The following is a 15,697-nucleotide window of genomic DNA, read 5'->3' as shown; positions in this document are numbered from 1 at the left end:
ACGAGTGATGCGAAAGATTCGTTTTCCCGATTTAGACATTACCGGGATGTGGGTGCTGGCCGTGGGCGTATTTTTCCACCTCATCGCCCGGCTCGTCAGAAAGCAGCCTGAGCTGGCCATCCAGGCTGGAGAAATCTTCGGGCTGGGCATGGTGGTGTTCGGCGGATACCGCATTCTCAACGCCCTCATTGCTGAAGCCGAAAAGGAGGAGAAGGCCCGTGAAAAACAGCCTGAAGAACACAACTAAAACAGCCGCAACGGTGACCCTGCTCCTGGCCCTTTCCGGCATGGCGCAGGCGGGCACACTCGATGAGGTGAGGTCGCTCTGGGACCCGCAGGGTATCTCCGGCGCTTTATCTGCCTCCCGGCAGGATGGCGCTCCGCGCGCGGTGACGCCGGTTTCTCAGCCCCGCTGGTTCCGGCTCAGCAACGGCAGGCAGGTGGACCTGCGGGACTGGAAAGTGGTGTTGTTCATGCAGGGGAAGTGCCCGTACTGCCATAAGTTTGACCCGGTCCTGAAGCAGCTGGCCACGCAGTACGGCTTCTCTGTCTTCCCCTATACCATTGACGGACAGGGCGATGAGGCCTTTCCGGAGGCGCTGCCGGTACCGCCTGAGGTGATGCAGACCTTTTTCCCGAACATCCCGGTGGCCACGCCGACCACGTTTCTGGTCAACGTGAATACGCTGGCGGCTTACCCGGTTCTGCAGGGCGCCACAGATGCGCAGGGCTTTATGGCACGAGTCGATACGGTATTTCAGATGATGGGGGAGGCAGGGAATGGGCGACATTAAAAGGGCCGCGCTGGCGGGCGGTTTTTTGCTGGGGTTGTCTCTCCCGGCCGCCGCCGATGTGAACGGCGATATGAATAACTTCTTCAACAAGCTGGGGTTCGCGTCCAATACCAGTCAGCCACAGGTCTGGCAGGGACAGGCAGCGGGCTATGCCTCCGGCGGTTCGCTGTATGCCAGAACGCAGGTGAAAACCATCCAGCTGGTCAGCATGACCCTGCCGGATATCAACGCCGGCTGCGGCGGCATCGATGCGTACCTGGGCTCATTCAGCTTCATTAACAGCGAGCAGCTGCAGCGCTTCGGCAAACAAATCATGTCCAACGCGGCAGGCTACTTCTTTGACCTTGCCCTGCAGACCACGGTACCCGAAATCAAAACGGCCAAAGACTTCCTCCAGAAGATGGCCAGCGACATCAACAGTATGAACCTCAGTTCCTGTCAGGCCGCACAGGGTATTGTGGGCGGACTCTTTCCCCGTACTCAGGTGGCGCAGCAGAAGGTCTGCCAGGACATTGCCGGTGAAAGCAATATCTTTGCCGACTGGGCCGCATCGCGTCAGGGCTGTTCGGTAGGCGGGCAGATGGGCAAGGTGCAGGATAAAGCCAGCGATAAGGACAAGGAGCGGGTGATGAAGAACATCAACATCATGTGGAACGCCCTGTCCAAAAACCGGCTTTTTGACGGCAATAAAGAACTGAAAGAGTTTGTTATGACGCTGACCGGGACGCTGATTTTCGGTGAGAACAGTGAAATCACCCCGCTGCCGGCGCGTACCACAGACCAGGACCTGATTAAAGCCATGATGGAAGGGGGGACGGCTAAAATCTACCACTGCAATGATTCAGAGAAGTGCCTGAAGGTGGTGGCAGATGCGACGGTCACCATTGCCGCCGACAAGGCGCTTAAGAGCCAGATTTCGACACTTCTGAGCAGCATTCAGAGCAAGGCGGTAATGGACCAGGCCCTGACGGAGCAGGAGAAGGGCTTTATCTCCAGCACCACCATCCCGGTGTTCAAATACATTGTCGACCCGCAGATGCTGGGTATTTCAAACACGCTGATTTATCAGCTCACGGACTATATCGGCTACGACATTCTCCTGCAGTACATCCAGGAGTTGATACAGCAGGCCCGGGCCATGATTGCCACAGGCAACTATCCGCAGTCGACAATGGATTTAATTCTGGAAAACCTGAATCAGGCAAGCGTACAGATTGCCGCCTTCCAGGCGCGTGTTCAGGTCCAGCAGGATGCGATGCTGGTTGTTGACCGGCAGATGAGCTATATGCGCCAGCAGGTGTCCGCCCGCATGATGACCCGCTACCAGAACAACTACCATTTCGGAGGGAGCCTCTGATGACGCCACTTGAAATCTACACCATCGCCGGGGGCGACTGGCTGCGGGGCAACCTGAATGCCATCGCGGCGTTCATGGGGACCGCCACCTGGTCGTCCATTGAGAAAATGTGCATCGCGTTTTCGGTGCTGATTGTGGCCGTCAGCTGGATAAAAAAACACAGCGTGATGGACCTTATCGGCTGGGTGTTCTCCCTGACCCTCGTCTCGATGCTGGTTGTCGTCCGTACACCTGTACAGATAATCGACTACAGCAACGTGGCGCAGGTCTACAAAGTGGATAACGTCCCGGTTGGCCTGGCCATTCCGGCGTCGCTGACCACGCGTGTGGGTAATGCCCTGGTACAGAGCTACGAGATGATTTTCTCCCTGCCCGACAGTGTCACCTACAGTAAGACCGGGATGCTATTTGGCGGAAACCTGGTGGCGAAAAGCACCGATTTTGTTTCGCAGAACCCCGAAATCACCACCCTGTTCTCCGACTATGTCCAGAACTGCGTGATGGGCGATATCTTTCTCAACGGTAAATACACCCTTGAAGAACTGATGAACTCGCCCGACCCGTACACACTGGTGTTTTCTAATCCCAGCCCGCTGAGAGGGGTATTCGATAAAAACAACAAGTTCCAGACCTGTCTGGAGGCTTCACGTGATTTGAAGTCAGCGTTAGCACTCGACTCTCAGACCGGCGGGAAAACATGGAGTTATTATGTACGCCAGCTGTTTGGCGGCAAACCGAATCCGGACCTGCTGTTCAGCCAGATGATAGGCGACAGTTACAGCTACTTCTACAGCTCAGGCCAGAATGCCGGGCAGATTATCCGGCAGAATGTCACCATGAATGCGCTGCGCAACGGCATCCAGAGTTACGCGTCCCGCAGCGGCGACACAGCAAGCCTGGTGAACATCGCCAACACCACGTCGCTGGAAAAACAACGACTGGCCCAGGCCACGATGGGACATCAGGCACTGCGCTCACTGCCGATGATGCAGACGGTCATCATGGGCATCATGATTGGGATGTTCCCGATTATGATTATGGCAGCAATGTTCAATATGATGACGCTGCAGGTCCTGAAAGGATACATGTTTGCTCTGATATGGCTGCAGTCCTGGCCACTGCTGTATGCCATCCTGAACAGCGCAATGGCGTATTACGCCAGACAAAACGGTGTGCCGGTGGTGCTGTCTGAACTCTCTCAGGTGCAGCTGAAAAACTCAGATATTGCGACCACCGCCGGGTATATCTCGATGATGATACCGCCGCTCAGCTGGGCGATGATAAAAAGTATGGGGGCAGGGTTCTCCAGTGCTTACAGCCACTTTGCCTCCTCGGGACTCAGTTCGACGTCCCAGGCCTCATCCAGCGTCGTGGACGGCAATTACTCTTTTGCCAATATGCAAATGGAGAACGTCAGCGGCTACAGCTGGGGTACCAACAGTTCGACCAGCTTCGGTCAGATGTCGCGGCAGCTGGGGAACGGTGGCACGGAGACGCAGACCGGGGACGGGACGACTATCTGGGATGCGCGCAGTTCTAAGCTACCGGTTGATATCAATGTCAGCCGGCAACTGGCCAGCGCGAACCAACAGATGGCACGTGAGTCAGATGTGCAGGCACAGAGTGCCCTGCATGGCTACAACAGCAGCGTGACGAGCGCCTGGAACAGCCTGAAACAGTTTGGCACAAATATGGGTACCAGTGCATCGACGACGAGTGGGGCCGATAATACTGAGTCTTCACAGGATTCAATGGCCAGAAGTAAAATGTGGAATGCGGTTGTTTCTAATGCGAAGGCCAATAACATCAGCAATGAAGAGTCATTCAATCAGTTGATGGAAGATTCTTCCAAAAGAGCTCAGTCATTCGATGCGCACGTATCAGGTAAACTCAGTTCGGGAGATCAGCTATTCGGTAAGCTGGGTAAATGGGGTACTGGACTATCAGCTGAAGTCGGTGCTAAAGGCAGTGCAGGTTGGACTCATAACTCAGGAGATACGGATAGTATCGGATCTTCAGGTAGGCAGTCACATGACAGCCGTCATGATACCAGCAGTCAGGCGGCAAAAGACTTCAAGGAAGCATCGGATTACTTTACCAGCCGTAAAACTAGTACATCGGGTAATAGGACAGATAACAATGCCAGCTCACGCGTTGACCAGTTTGCGGCATCGCTGTCGAGCGCGAAAAACAGCTATGACCAGTACACAAGCAGCCGGACTCGTAGCCATGAATATAGTGAGATGGCATCCCGTACAGAGAGCATGAGCGGCCAGATGAACGAGAACCTGACTCAGCAGTTTGCTCACTTTGTCCAACAGCGTTCTCCGCAGAATGCAGAAGTCATTCTGACCAACACAAGTTCACCAGAAGTCGCTGCGCAACGTGAGGCACTGGCGCGTGAATTCGTCAAAGCGCAGGTTGAACCAAAAGTTGATGGTGCTTATCAACAGGGCCGCGAAAGCATCGGTCAGAACATGTCCGGTGTATCAGGTGGTAGTGACCGTGGTTCGGTAATGGCCGACTACGGACATAATGCCGGCAATATCGAAGCTATGACACGAGATGCGGGGATTAAGGATAATGTGGGTCAGAAAGTGGATGGGATGATAGCGCAGAATAATCAACAGCATCAAGAAACCCAGCAGGGGATAGAGCGTGATGGCAATGAGATTAGAAAACAGAATTCTGATCTCGAAAAACATCATAATACAGAGGGAAATAAGTTCGAAAATGAATATAATGAAAGAGCCAGCGTAGTGAAATCCTTACCCGGAGCTGACTCACCACGTGAGCTAGAGGCAAAGGCAGCCAAAATTCAAAAGGATTACATTGATGGGAAAAGGTGAAAATGATGATGAATAATAAAACGCTTATTAAAGAAGTGGATGAGTTAAAAGATGTGCTTTCAAAGGGCGATGCCGAAATACCGTCTTTTTGGGTATGCATGTGGCCCGGTCTTTGTCTGGTAATATGGAATATTTTTTGCGCATTAATTAGTGTGCGATCAGAGTATTATGATGTCAAATACATATTCTGGGTTTTGATATTTCCTGGTGCTGTTGGTCTGATTCTTCTGCTCGGGGTGGCGAACGCTCGTTCTCTATTTTTATCAGTTCCAAAGTCCTTCAGGGAAAAGTCAGTAATATATCGTTTTTTTTCAAAAAAACTTCTTGCTTATGCTTTTGCATACATGATGATAATCATGGCACTGGCTATTTATAATAGATTTTTTTATGACTCCCCATTTCCTTATGCATTCATGGTTCTTTTGACAACGATTTTTTTTGGTTTTGTTATGAATTTAGATTTTGGAAGGTATCAATTGTCACTGCTGACATCAGTATTAAGCGCTCTCAAAGGTAATGTGGTGGAAAATTGATTTTATATGGTGATTTTTATTAGTTGCGGGGCGGAGAGTGCAACTTGCTGCCTTCATCGTTCTATATACCCTTAAATAGTTTATACAAAAACGTTGAACATGTGCGCAATTTACTTGTGCGCCTGTGAGGCGTTGCCGCCAGCGGCGGAATGTTTTAATGATGTAATCACCTTCTTCCGGATATTTTTCTGATATCCGGCATTCCTTCCTCAATGGTCTACTGACGGATTATTGCCATGAGCTTCAATGCCAAAGATATGACGCAGGGCGGTCAGATTGCCAATATGCGCTTTCGCATGTTTGGCCAGATTGCCAATATTATATTTTACGTGCTGTTTATTTTATTCTGGGTGCTGTGCGGGTTGATGCTGATGTACCGGCTCAGCTGGCAGACCTTTGTGAACGGCTGCGTGTACTGGTGGTGTACGACGCTTGGTCCCATGCGCGATATTATTCGCTCCCAGCCCGTATACACCATTCAATATTACGGCCAGTCGCTGGAATATACCTCAGAACAAATCCTGGCCGATAAATACACTATCTGGTGCGGTGAGCAGCTATGGACCAGTTTTGTGTTTGCGGCCGTCGTTTCCCTCGTTATCTGTATCGTGACGTTCTTTGTTGCCAGCTGGGTGCTGGGCCGTCAGGGGAAACAGCAGAGTGAGGATGAGAATACCGGCGGGCGCCAGCTTTCCGACAAGCCCAAAGAAGTGGCCCGCCAGATGAAGCGTGATGGTATGGCCTCGGACATTAAAATTGGCGACCTGCCGATACTGCTGAACTCTGAAATCCAGAACTTCTGCCTGCACGGTACCGTGGGCTCCGGTAAATCTGAAGTGATACGCCGCCTGCTGAACTACGTGCGCGCCCGGGGCGATATGGCCATCATCTACGACCGCTCCTGTGAGTTTGTCAAAAGCTACTACGACCCGTCGCTCGATAAAATCCTTAACCCGCTGGATTCGCGCTGTGCGGCCTGGGATTTGTGGAAAGAGTGCCTGACGCTGCCGGACTTCGACAACGTCTCCAATACCCTTATCCCGATGGGGACCAAAGAGGACCCGTTCTGGCAGGGCTCAGGGCGCACCATTTTTGCCGAGGGCGCGTATCTGATGCGTGAAGACAAGGACCGCAGCTACGAGAAGCTGGTCGACACCATGCTCTCCATCAAAATTGACAAGCTGCGTGCCTATCTGCAGAACACCCCGGCAGCGAACCTGGTGGAAGAAAAAATTGAGAAAACCGCCATCAGTATCCGTGCGGTGCTGACCAACTACGTCAAGGCCATCCGCTACCTGCAGGGCATTGAGAAGAATGGCGAGCCGTTCACTATCCGGGACTGGATGCGCGGTGTGCGTGAGGACAGGCCCAATGGCTGGCTGTTCATCTCCTCCAATGCAGACACGCATGCTTCCCTGAAGCCCGTTATCTCGATGTGGCTGTCGATTGCCATCCGGGGTCTGCTGGCTATGGGGGAGAACCGCAACCGGCGCGTGTGGATTTTTGCTGATGAGCTTCCCACGCTGCACAAGCTGCCGGACCTGGTCGAAATCCTGCCGGAAGCGCGTAAGTTCGGCGGCTGCTATGTGTTTGGTATTCAGTCCTACGCCCAGCTGGAAGACATCTATGGCGTGAAACCCGCCGCCACGCTCTTTGACGTGATGAACACCCGGGCCTTCTTCCGTTCTCCCAGCAGGGAAATAGCGGAGTTTGCCGCCGGTGAGATTGGTGAGAAGGAAATCCTCAAGGCCAGCGAACAGTACTCCTACGGTGCAGACCCGGTGCGTGACGGGGTATCGACCGGGAAAGAAAAAGAGCGTGAAACGCTGGTCAGCTACTCCGATATTCAGACGCTGCCGGACCTGTCCTGCTATGTCACGCTGCCCGGGCCGTATCCGGCTGTGAAGCTCGCTCTCAAATACAAACCGCGCCCGAAAATTGCTGAGGGATTTATTCAGCGCACTCTCGATACGCGGGTGGATGCACGGCTTAGTGCTCTGCTGGAAGCGCGGGAGGCCGAAGGCAGTCTGGCGCGGGCGCTTTTCACGCCGGATGCGCCGGAGCCTGAACAGAGTGATGCAGACAGCAGGACATCGCCCGGACAGCCAGAGCCGGAAAGCGCCCCGGTCTCACCTGCACCCGTGAAGTCCGCGTCGACAGCTGAAACGCTGGCCGCACAGCCATCCGTTAAGGCGTCAGAAGCGCCACAGGCTAAAGTCACGACCGTACCGTTAACCCGTCCTGTACCGGCAGCCACCACTACTGCTGCTGCCAGCGCGACAGGGTCTTCTGCTGCGGCGACGGCCACGACCGGCGGCACCGAACAGGAGTTGGCTCAGCAGCCTGCAGAGCAGGGACAGGAGATGATGCCGGCTGGCATGAATGAGGACGGTGAAATCGAAGACATGCAGGCGTATGACGCCTGGCTGGCTGATGAGCAGACGCAGCGCGAGATGCAGCGGCGTGAAGAGGTCAACATTAACCACAGCCACCGCCGCGATGAGCAGGATGATATTGAGATTGGAGGGAATTTCTGATGATGTCGATTGGCTCCGTCAAGTCGGCCGGGAGTGCCAGTAATTACTATACAGACAAAGACAATTACTACGTCATCGGCAGCATGGAGGAACGCTGGCAGGGCAAAGGGGCGGAAGCGCTGGGTCTGGACGGAAAAGCGGTCGACAAGGCCGTGTTCACCGAACTACTGAAAGGGAAACTGCCGGATGGCAGCGACCTGACCCGGATGCAGGACGGCGCCAATAAGCACCGGCCGGGTTATGACCTGACCTTTTCGGCGCCCAAAAGCGTGTCGGTGATGGCGATGCTGGGCGGTGATAAACGTCTTATCGATGCCCACAACCAGGCGGTGACGGTAGCCGTGAAACAGCTGGAGACTCTGGCGGCAACCCGTGTCATGACGGACGGAAAAAGCGAAACGGTACTGACCGGCAATCTGATTGTGGCGAAATTCAACCACGATACGAACCGTAATCAGGAGCCGCAGCTGCACACCCATGCCGTCGTTATCAATGCCACGCAGAACGGGGACAAGTGGCAGTCTCTCGGCACCGATACGGTTGGTAAAACGGGTTTTATCGAGAATGTGTACGCTAACCAGACAGCCTTCGGGAAACTCTACCGGGAGGCGCTGAAACCCCTGGTGGAAAAGCTCGGGTATGAGACAAAGGTGGTGGGCAAGCACGGCATGTGGGAGATGAAGGACGTGCCGGTAGAGGCGTTTTCCACGCGCAGCCAGGAGCTCAGGGAGGCGGCAGGACCCGATGCGTCCCTGAAGTCCCGGGATGTGGCCGCGCTCGATACCCGCAAGTCGAAGGAAGCCATCGATCCGGCAGAGAAGATGGTGGAGTGGATGAACACGCTGAAGGAGACCGGCTTCGACATCCGTGGCTACCGTGAAGCTGCTGACGCGCATGCAGCAGAGCTGGCCCGCGCACCCGTAGCGCCGGAGAAGACCGACGGGCCGGATATCACGGATGTGGTGACCCGGGCCATTGCCGGTCTCAGCGACCGCAAGGTGCAGTTTACGTATGCCGATGTGCTGGCGCGCACGGTTGGCCAGCTGGAGGCAAAGCCGGGGGTGTTTGAACTGGCGCGGACGGGCATCGATGCGGCGATTGAACGGGAGCAGCTTATCCCGCTCGACCGGGAGAAAGGCCTGTTCACCTCAAACATTCACGTCCTTGATGAGCTCTCTGTGAAAGCGCTCAGCCAGGAAATCCAGCGGCAGAACCACGTCTCCGTCACGCCGGATGCCGGTGTTGTGCGCGAAAAACCCTTCAGCGATGCGGTCAGCGTCCTGGCGCAGGACCGTCCGGCGATGGGGATTGTCGCCGGTCAGGGCGGCGCGGCAGGCCAGCGGGAGCGGGTGGCCGAGCTGACGCTGATGGCCCGGGAGCAGGGGCGCGACGTGCATATCCTCGCCGCCGATAATCGCTCCCGGGAATTTCTTGCCGGGGATGCGCGACTGGCCGGAGAAACCGTCACAGGCAAATCTGCCCTGCAGGACGGGACGGCGTTTATCCCGGGCGGGACCTTAATTGTCGACCAGGCAGAGAAGCTGAGCCTGAAGGAGACGATTTCCCTGCTCGATGGCGCCATGCGCCATAACGTGCAGGTCCTGCTCTCCGACAGCGGCAAGCGCAGTGGAACCGGGAGCGCGCTGACAGTCCTGAAAGACAGCGGCGTGAACACCTACCGGTGGCAGGGCGGAAAACAGGCGACGGCAGACATCATCAGTGAGCCGGACAAGAGTGCGCGCTACAGCCGGCTGGCACAGGAGTTTGCCGCCAGCGTGCGCGAAGGGCAGGAGAGCGTGGCGCAAATCAGCGGCACGCGTGAGCAGAATGTCCTGAACAACGTTATCCGCGACACCCTCAAAAATGAGGGGGCGCTCGGCAACCGGGACATGGCGGTGACCGCGCTGACGCCGGTGTGGCTGGACAGTAAGAGCCGGGGAGTGCGGGACTTTTACCGTGAGGGCATGGTCATGGAGCGGTGGGACCCTGAGGCCCGAAAGCATGACCGCTTTGTCATTGACCGTGTGACGGCCAGCAGCAACATGCTGACCCTGAAAGACCGCGAGGGGGAGCGTCTGGACCTGAAAGTCTCCGCCGTCGACAGCCAGTGGACGCTGTTTCGCACGGATAAGCTGCCGGTGGCAGAGGGCGAACGTCTGGCGGTACTCGGGAAAATCCCCGACACGCGCCTGAAGGGCGGGGAAAGTGTCACGGTGCTGAAAGCGGAAGCCGGGCAGCTGACGGTTCAGCGGCCCGGGCAGAAAACCACGCAGACGCTTCCTGTCGGCAGCAGCCCGTTTGACGGTATCAAGGTCGGCCACGGCTGGGTGGAGAGTCCCGGCCGGTCGGTCAGCGAGACGGCGACCGTCTTTGCCTCGGTCACGCAGCGCGAACTCGACAATGCCACGCTCAACCAGCTGGCGCAGAGCGGGAACCATATCCGGCTGTACTCGGCGCAGGACGCGGCCCGCACCACAGAGAAACTGGCGCGCCACACCGCGTTCAGTGTGGTCTCAGAGCAGCTGAAGGCCCGCTCGGGAGAAGCAGACCTGGAGGCGGCCATCGCACAGCAGAAAGCCGGACTGCATACCCCGGCAGAGCAGGCTGTTCACCTTTCCATCCCGCTGCTGGAGAGCAACAGCCTGACCTTTACCCGGCCGCAGTTGCTGGCCACGGCGCTGGAAACAGGCGGCGGCAAAGTCCCGATGAAGGACATAGAGGCAACCATTCAGGCGCAGATTAAGGCAGGCAGTCTGCTGAATGTGCCGGTGGCCTCCGGCCACGGCAATGACCTGCTGATTTCCCGCCAGACCTGGGATGCGGAGAAAAGCGTCCTGACGCGGGTGCTGGAAGGTAAGGATGCGGTGGCACCGCTGATGGGCCGGGTGCCGGGCAGCCTCATGACAGACCTGACCGCCGGACAGCGTGCGGCAACCCGGATGATACTCGAGACCCCGGACCGGTTCACTGTGGTTCAGGGCTATGCCGGGGTGGGGAAAACCACGCAGTTCAAAGCTGTGATGAGCGCCATCAGCCTGCTGCCGGAAGAGACGCGCCCGCGCGTCATTGGTCTGGGGCCGACACACCGCGCCGTGGGCGAGATGCAGAGCGCCGGCGTCGACGCGCAGACGACCGCCTCATTCCTTCACGACACGCAGCTGCAGCAGCGCAACGGCCAGACGCCGGATTTCAGCAACACGCTGTTCCTGCTCGATGAGAGCTCGATGGTCGGGCTGGCAGACACCGCGAAAGCGCTCTCCCTGATTGCGGCCGGGGGAGGCCGTGCCGTACTCAGCGGCGATACCGACCAGCTGCAGTCCATCGCGCCGGGCCAGCCGTTCCGTCTGATGCAACAGCGCAGCGCGGCTGATGTGGCCATCATGAAAGAAATCGTGCGCCAGGTGCCTGAGCTGAGACCTGCGGTCTACAGCCTGATTGACCGGGATATCAGCCGTGCGCTGTCCACTATTGAGCAGGTCACGCCTGAGCAGGTGCCCAGAAAGGACGGCGCCTGGGTACCTGAAAACTCGGTCACAGAATTCACGCCGGCACAGGAGAAAGCGATACAGGATGCGTTGAAGGAGGGTAAGGAAATACCGCCTGGCACGCCAGTGTCCCTTCATGATGCGATTGTGAAGGACTACACCGGGCGCACCCCGGCGGCGCAGGCGAGTACGCTCATCATCACGCATCTGAACGCAGACCGCCGGGCGCTCAACGGGCTCATCCATGATGCGCGTGTACAGAATGGCGAGGTCAGTAAAGAGGAGGTGACCCTGCCGGTACTGGTCACGAGCAATATCCGTGACGGTGAGCTGCGTAAGCTGTCCACCTGGTCAGAGCATCAGGGGGCAGTGGCTCTTCTGGATAACACCTACCAGCGGATTGAGAGCGTCGATAAGGAGAACCAGCTCATCACCCTTAAGGACAATGAGGGTAACATTCGTCTTCTCTCTCCCCGGGAGGCCTCAGCGGAGGGCGTCACGCTCTATCGCCCGGAGCACATCACCGTCTCACAGGGTGACCGGATGCGCTTCAGCAAAAGCGACCTGGAGCGGGGTTACGTCGCCAACAGCGTGTGGGAGGTGAAAACGGTCTCGGGTGACAGTGTCACGCTGTCTGACGGTAAAACCACCCGCACACTGAACCCGAAGGCCGATGAAGCGCAGCGCCACATCGACCTTGCCTACGCCATCACCGCCCACGGCGCGCAGGGGGCCAGCGAACCTTTCGCCATCGCACTCGAAGGCGTGGAAGGGCGCCGGAAAGCGCTGGTCAGCTTTGAGTCGGCCTACGTGGCGCTGTCGCGCATGAAACAGCACGCGCAGGTCTACACCGACAACCGGGAGGGCTGGACCACAGCGGTCAGCCGTTCTCAGGAGAAGGCCAGTGCGCATGACGTGCTCGAACCGCAGAACGCCCGGGCGGTGAAGAATGCCGGTCAGCTCTATGGTCGTGCACAGCCGCTGGATGAAACCGCCGCAGGCCGAGCTGCCCTGCAACAGTCAGGTCTGGCCAGAGGCCGCTCTCCGGGTAAATTCATCTCACCCGGTAAAAAATACCCGCAGCCACATGTGGCCCTGCCGGCATTCGATAAAAACGGCAAAGAGGCCGGTATCTGGCTCAGTCCGCTGACCGACAGGGACGGGCGGCTGGAGGCCATCGGGGGCGAGGGGCGGATTATGGGGGATGAAACGGCCCGGTTTGTCGCCCTGCAGAGCAGCCGCAACGGCGAAAGTCTGCTGGCCGGAAATATGGGCGAAGGCGTCAGGATTGCACGTGATAACCCCGACAGCGGGGTGGTTGTCCGGCTGGCCGGAGATGACCGCCCCTGGAACCCGGAGGCCATCACCGGCGGTCGCATCTGGGCTGATCCCCTGCCGAATCCTCCGCTCCCTGATACCGGTACTGACATCCCGCTCCCGCCGGAAGTGCTGGCACAGCGTGCTGCAGAAGAGGCACAGCGCCGGGAGATGGAAAAGCAGGCGGAACAGGCCACCCGGGAAGTAGCCGGGGAGGAGAAGAAAGCGGGCGAGCCAGGCGAGCGGATAAAAGAGGTTATCGGGGACGTGATTCGCGGTCTGGAACGTGACCGCCCGGGCGAAGAGAAAACACGGCTGCCGGATGACCCACAGACGCGACGCCAGGAGGCCGCGATACAGCAGGTCGCCTCAGAGAGTCTGCAGCGCGAGCGTCTGCAGCAGATGGAGCGGGACATGGTGCGCGACCTGAACCGGGAGAAAACCCTCGGCGGCGACTGACGCGCCTGCAGTTTTTGTCAGGCACAGCAATATCAGGGATAAAAAGGGAATAACGATGACAACACATGTAATACGCGTCAGCGCCGCAGACCGCTGGCTTAAGGCTCTGCTGGCCTGGACGCCCGGGCAGACAGATATCATCAAAACGGTGGCGCTGGTTCTGATGGTTATTGACCACACGGGACTCCTGCTGACCCATAACAACGAGCTCATGCGCCTGCTGGGGCGGGGCTGCTTTCCGCTGTTCGGTCTGGTCTGGGGGATGAATCTGGCCCGGCACGGAGAAATACGCCAGTCACAACTGAACAGCCTCTGGGGCTGGGCGCTCGTTGCGCAGGTATCGTTCATGCTTATCGGGTACCCGTGGTACACGGGTAATATCCTGTTTGTCTTTGCCGTCACCGGTCAGGCGCTGCGGTGGTTCAGCCTGCCATCCTGGTATTGCACCCTCCCGGCAGTCGGACTTCTGATAACCTGGATGCCGCTGTCTGCCGGCAGTTACGGCATGGCGGGTGTGGGGATGCTCATCGCCAGCTGGCTGCTCTGCCGCGCACAGCATGCGACGGAACGGCTGAGTTATGGTGCGCTGTGGGCCATCATGGTGTTACTGATGAATATCAATGATGTCAGTGAGTCGGTGGCCGGGCTGGCCATCGCGCTGCTCGTATTAATGGTGTGCTCATCGGTCGGAGGGGAGATTAAACGGTTCTGGCCACGGCATTTCTTTGTGATGTTCTATGCCGTGCATCTGGCGGTGCTGGGTATTGTCGTCTCAATGTAAAAAAAACCCGGAGGTCATCCGGGAAAGGACATAGTGTCCAAACGCGTTACAAACGGAACCACCGCCCTTATTTCTCAGGAACAGGAAAGGGCGATGCCGTTCAGGTATAGTACTCTTTATTATCTGAACTGAACTATAGGCAATTGTTATGGCAGAAGAAAAACGCCCTGTACTGAGCCTCAAACGAAAGCCTGCGGCGGAAAGCACGGGAACGGATGTCACAAGCGCACCGGGCGTCGTTCGCCGCAAAAAAGTCGTGGTGGTCTCGACGCCGCCCGCCTGGAAGGTCAAGAAAGAGAAGCTGGAGCAGGCGAAAAAGGCTGCCGAAGCCGCTGCACGCCAGGCAGCAGAAGAAGCGGTGAAAGCAGCAAAGACTCCGCCTCCTGTACGTTATCTTCAGCTGCTGCCGCCGGAGCAGGCTATCATGACCCTGAAGGCGTTCTGGCCGCAGCTGTTTGAGGGTAACGCCCCGCGCCTGCTGGCAACCGGGATGCGTGAACAGCTGTTTGCGGACATTACAGAGCGTGACCTGCCGTTATCGCATAAGCAGGTGATTAAGTGCCTGAAAAGCCTGACCCGTTCTGCAGGTTATCTGTCCCGGATGCGGGAAGGCGCTTCCCGCTATGACCTGCAGGGGAATGCGGTGGCCACCGTCACTACTGAAGAAGCGAGGTATGCCGGTGAGCGCATGATGAAGGAGCTTCTGCGTACTGAGCGCATGCGAAGCCAGTCGTCTGGCTGAGCAGAGACAGAGGAAAGGAATGGATTTTGAAGTACGTAAACAAAAGGCTCTGGCGATAATGGTCAGGCATAATATGTTTAAATGTAATTACGCACCGCCTCTGATACGTTTTCTGTGGTGGCTGGGTGTAAAAATTCCCCCGCTGCCGTTTGCTTCGTTCTGGCAGGTTTTCGGGTTGATGGCAGGCAGTTTCTCCGTAATGTACGGGCTGTTGATGTATCTTATGGTCTGGCGTCCACAGGGGATGAGTCCTCTGTTCGCTTGTGCGGTCAGTCTTATCACGAGCGTGTTATTTGGCTTGACGATGGCTTTTTTTTACCTGTGGCTACGAAGAGTGCATAAATTACCTGACTGGAAAGACCTGTAACGGAATGAAAATATACTGTCAGGGGCGATTGCGCCTGTGTTAACAGGTTTTATATTCTTTCGGTAAGTGAGTTATTAATGTTTACTGCGCGGTCATTATATATTACTGCACAGTGATGGTTATTATTCCTTTCTGAAAGATATGTTCTGTGTCTTGTTATTCTTTTCCCTCCGGGAAATCATATTTTAAAAGAGAAGGTTAAGTAATGGTTAAAGATGAAATGACAGATGAGTCTGCTTTACCTGAGTCTGAACAGGCACGGAGAATGATAAGGCGTGCGGTACTGCGGATGGTGGGTTCGGGCCAGCTTCACTCCAGGGACGATGTGATTCGCTACCTGATAAAGGAAGGGGTCGGTTCCGGCTGAGGGCGAAATGACACCCTAAGCTTTCGGTTCCTTGGGCCAAAGATATTCGCCAGTCAGTAGAATGTGCGCCCAGCCCAATGGGGATATGTGGGGAAGAAATTCAGGGGGA

Annotated in this window: 10 protein-coding genes; all 10 read left to right on the top strand. The window is 56.6% G+C overall.

The window, feature by feature from the left end; genetic code table 11:
- Positions 1-7: 7 nt before the first annotated feature.
- The 10 genes from traQ (at position 8) to K2184_RS25730 (ending at position 15,221) form a co-directional block, all read left to right on the top strand.
- Positions 8-247, top strand: a complete 240-nt coding sequence (gene traQ / locus K2184_RS25775) for a type-F conjugative transfer system pilin chaperone TraQ (RefSeq protein WP_020315123.1) — start codon at positions 8-10, stop codon at positions 245-247.
- A complete protein-coding gene (trbB, locus tag K2184_RS25770) occupies positions 219-794 on the top strand; it encodes a type-F conjugative transfer system pilin assembly thiol-disulfide isomerase TrbB (protein ID WP_020315129.1) in 576 nt (191 codons plus the stop codon). The genes traQ and trbB overlap by 29 nt, the downstream gene beginning before the upstream one ends.
- Entirely contained in the window at positions 781-2,151 is a 1,371-nt protein-coding gene (gene traH / locus K2184_RS25765; protein ID WP_020315127.1) for a conjugal transfer pilus assembly protein TraH, read from the top strand. The genes trbB and traH overlap by 14 nt, the downstream gene beginning before the upstream one ends.
- Complete coding sequence (gene traG / locus K2184_RS25760) at positions 2,151-5,000, top strand: conjugal transfer mating-pair stabilization protein TraG (protein ID WP_064174012.1); 2,850 nt, start codon at positions 2,151-2,153, stop codon at positions 4,998-5,000. Before traH ends, traG begins: the two co-directional genes overlap by 1 nt.
- A 5-nt stretch (positions 5,001-5,005) precedes the next feature.
- The gene (locus K2184_RS25755; RefSeq protein WP_020315130.1) at positions 5,006-5,533 is read left to right on the top strand and encodes a hypothetical protein; all 528 of its coding nucleotides are present in this window, start codon (positions 5,006-5,008) and stop codon (positions 5,531-5,533) included.
- A gap of 236 nt (positions 5,534-5,769) precedes the next feature.
- Positions 5,770-8,070, top strand: a complete 2,301-nt coding sequence (gene traD, locus K2184_RS25750; protein ID WP_064174013.1) for a type IV conjugative transfer system coupling protein TraD — start codon at positions 5,770-5,772, stop codon at positions 8,068-8,070.
- Positions 8,070-13,331 (top strand): conjugative transfer relaxase/helicase TraI, encoded by a 5,262-nt coding sequence (gene traI / locus K2184_RS25745; protein ID WP_064174014.1) that lies wholly within the window; start codon positions 8,070-8,072, stop codon positions 13,329-13,331. The genes traD and traI overlap by 1 nt, the downstream gene beginning before the upstream one ends.
- A gap of 55 nt (positions 13,332-13,386) precedes the next feature.
- Positions 13,387-14,112, top strand: a complete 726-nt coding sequence (traX, locus tag K2184_RS25740; protein WP_064174015.1) for a type-F conjugative transfer system pilin acetylase TraX — start codon at positions 13,387-13,389, stop codon at positions 14,110-14,112.
- 148 nt (positions 14,113-14,260) lie between these two features.
- On the top strand, positions 14,261-14,854 hold the full coding sequence (locus K2184_RS25735; protein ID WP_020315131.1) for a fertility inhibition protein FinO: 594 nt from the start codon (positions 14,261-14,263) through the stop codon (positions 14,852-14,854).
- 19 nt (positions 14,855-14,873) lie between these two features.
- The gene (locus tag K2184_RS25730) at positions 14,874-15,221 is read left to right on the top strand and encodes a DUF6404 family protein (RefSeq protein WP_020315124.1); all 348 of its coding nucleotides are present in this window, start codon (positions 14,874-14,876) and stop codon (positions 15,219-15,221) included.
- The last annotated feature ends 476 nt before the right edge of the window (positions 15,222-15,697 follow it).

This window comes from Klebsiella sp. K5-306 (assembly GCF_051835185.1).
Lineage (GTDB): Bacteria > Pseudomonadota > Gammaproteobacteria > Enterobacterales > Enterobacteriaceae > Klebsiella > Klebsiella oxytoca.
Note: the sequence above shows the minus strand (reverse complement) of the source record. Positions and strands in the feature narration are given on the sequence as shown.

Bases quoted from the DNA above. Each gene is read 5' to 3' on its own strand.
- traQ (WP_020315123.1), top strand. From the start codon at position 8: ATGCGAAAGATTCGTTTTCCCGATTTAGACATTACCGGGATGTGGGTG.
- traH (WP_020315127.1), top strand. From the start codon at position 781: ATGGGCGACATTAAAAGGGCCGCGCTGGCGGGCGGTTTTTTGCTGGGG.
- traG (WP_064174012.1), top strand. From the start codon at position 2,151: ATGACGCCACTTGAAATCTACACCATCGCCGGGGGCGACTGGCTGCGG.
- K2184_RS25755 (WP_020315130.1), top strand. From the start codon at position 5,006: ATGATGAATAATAAAACGCTTATTAAAGAAGTGGATGAGTTAAAAGAT.
- traD (WP_064174013.1), top strand. From the start codon at position 5,770: ATGAGCTTCAATGCCAAAGATATGACGCAGGGCGGTCAGATTGCCAAT.
- traI (WP_064174014.1), top strand. From the start codon at position 8,070: ATGATGTCGATTGGCTCCGTCAAGTCGGCCGGGAGTGCCAGTAATTAC.
- traX (WP_064174015.1), top strand. From the start codon at position 13,387: ATGACAACACATGTAATACGCGTCAGCGCCGCAGACCGCTGGCTTAAG.
- K2184_RS25735 (WP_020315131.1), top strand. From the start codon at position 14,261: ATGGCAGAAGAAAAACGCCCTGTACTGAGCCTCAAACGAAAGCCTGCG.
- K2184_RS25730 (WP_020315124.1), top strand. From the start codon at position 14,874: ATGGATTTTGAAGTACGTAAACAAAAGGCTCTGGCGATAATGGTCAGG.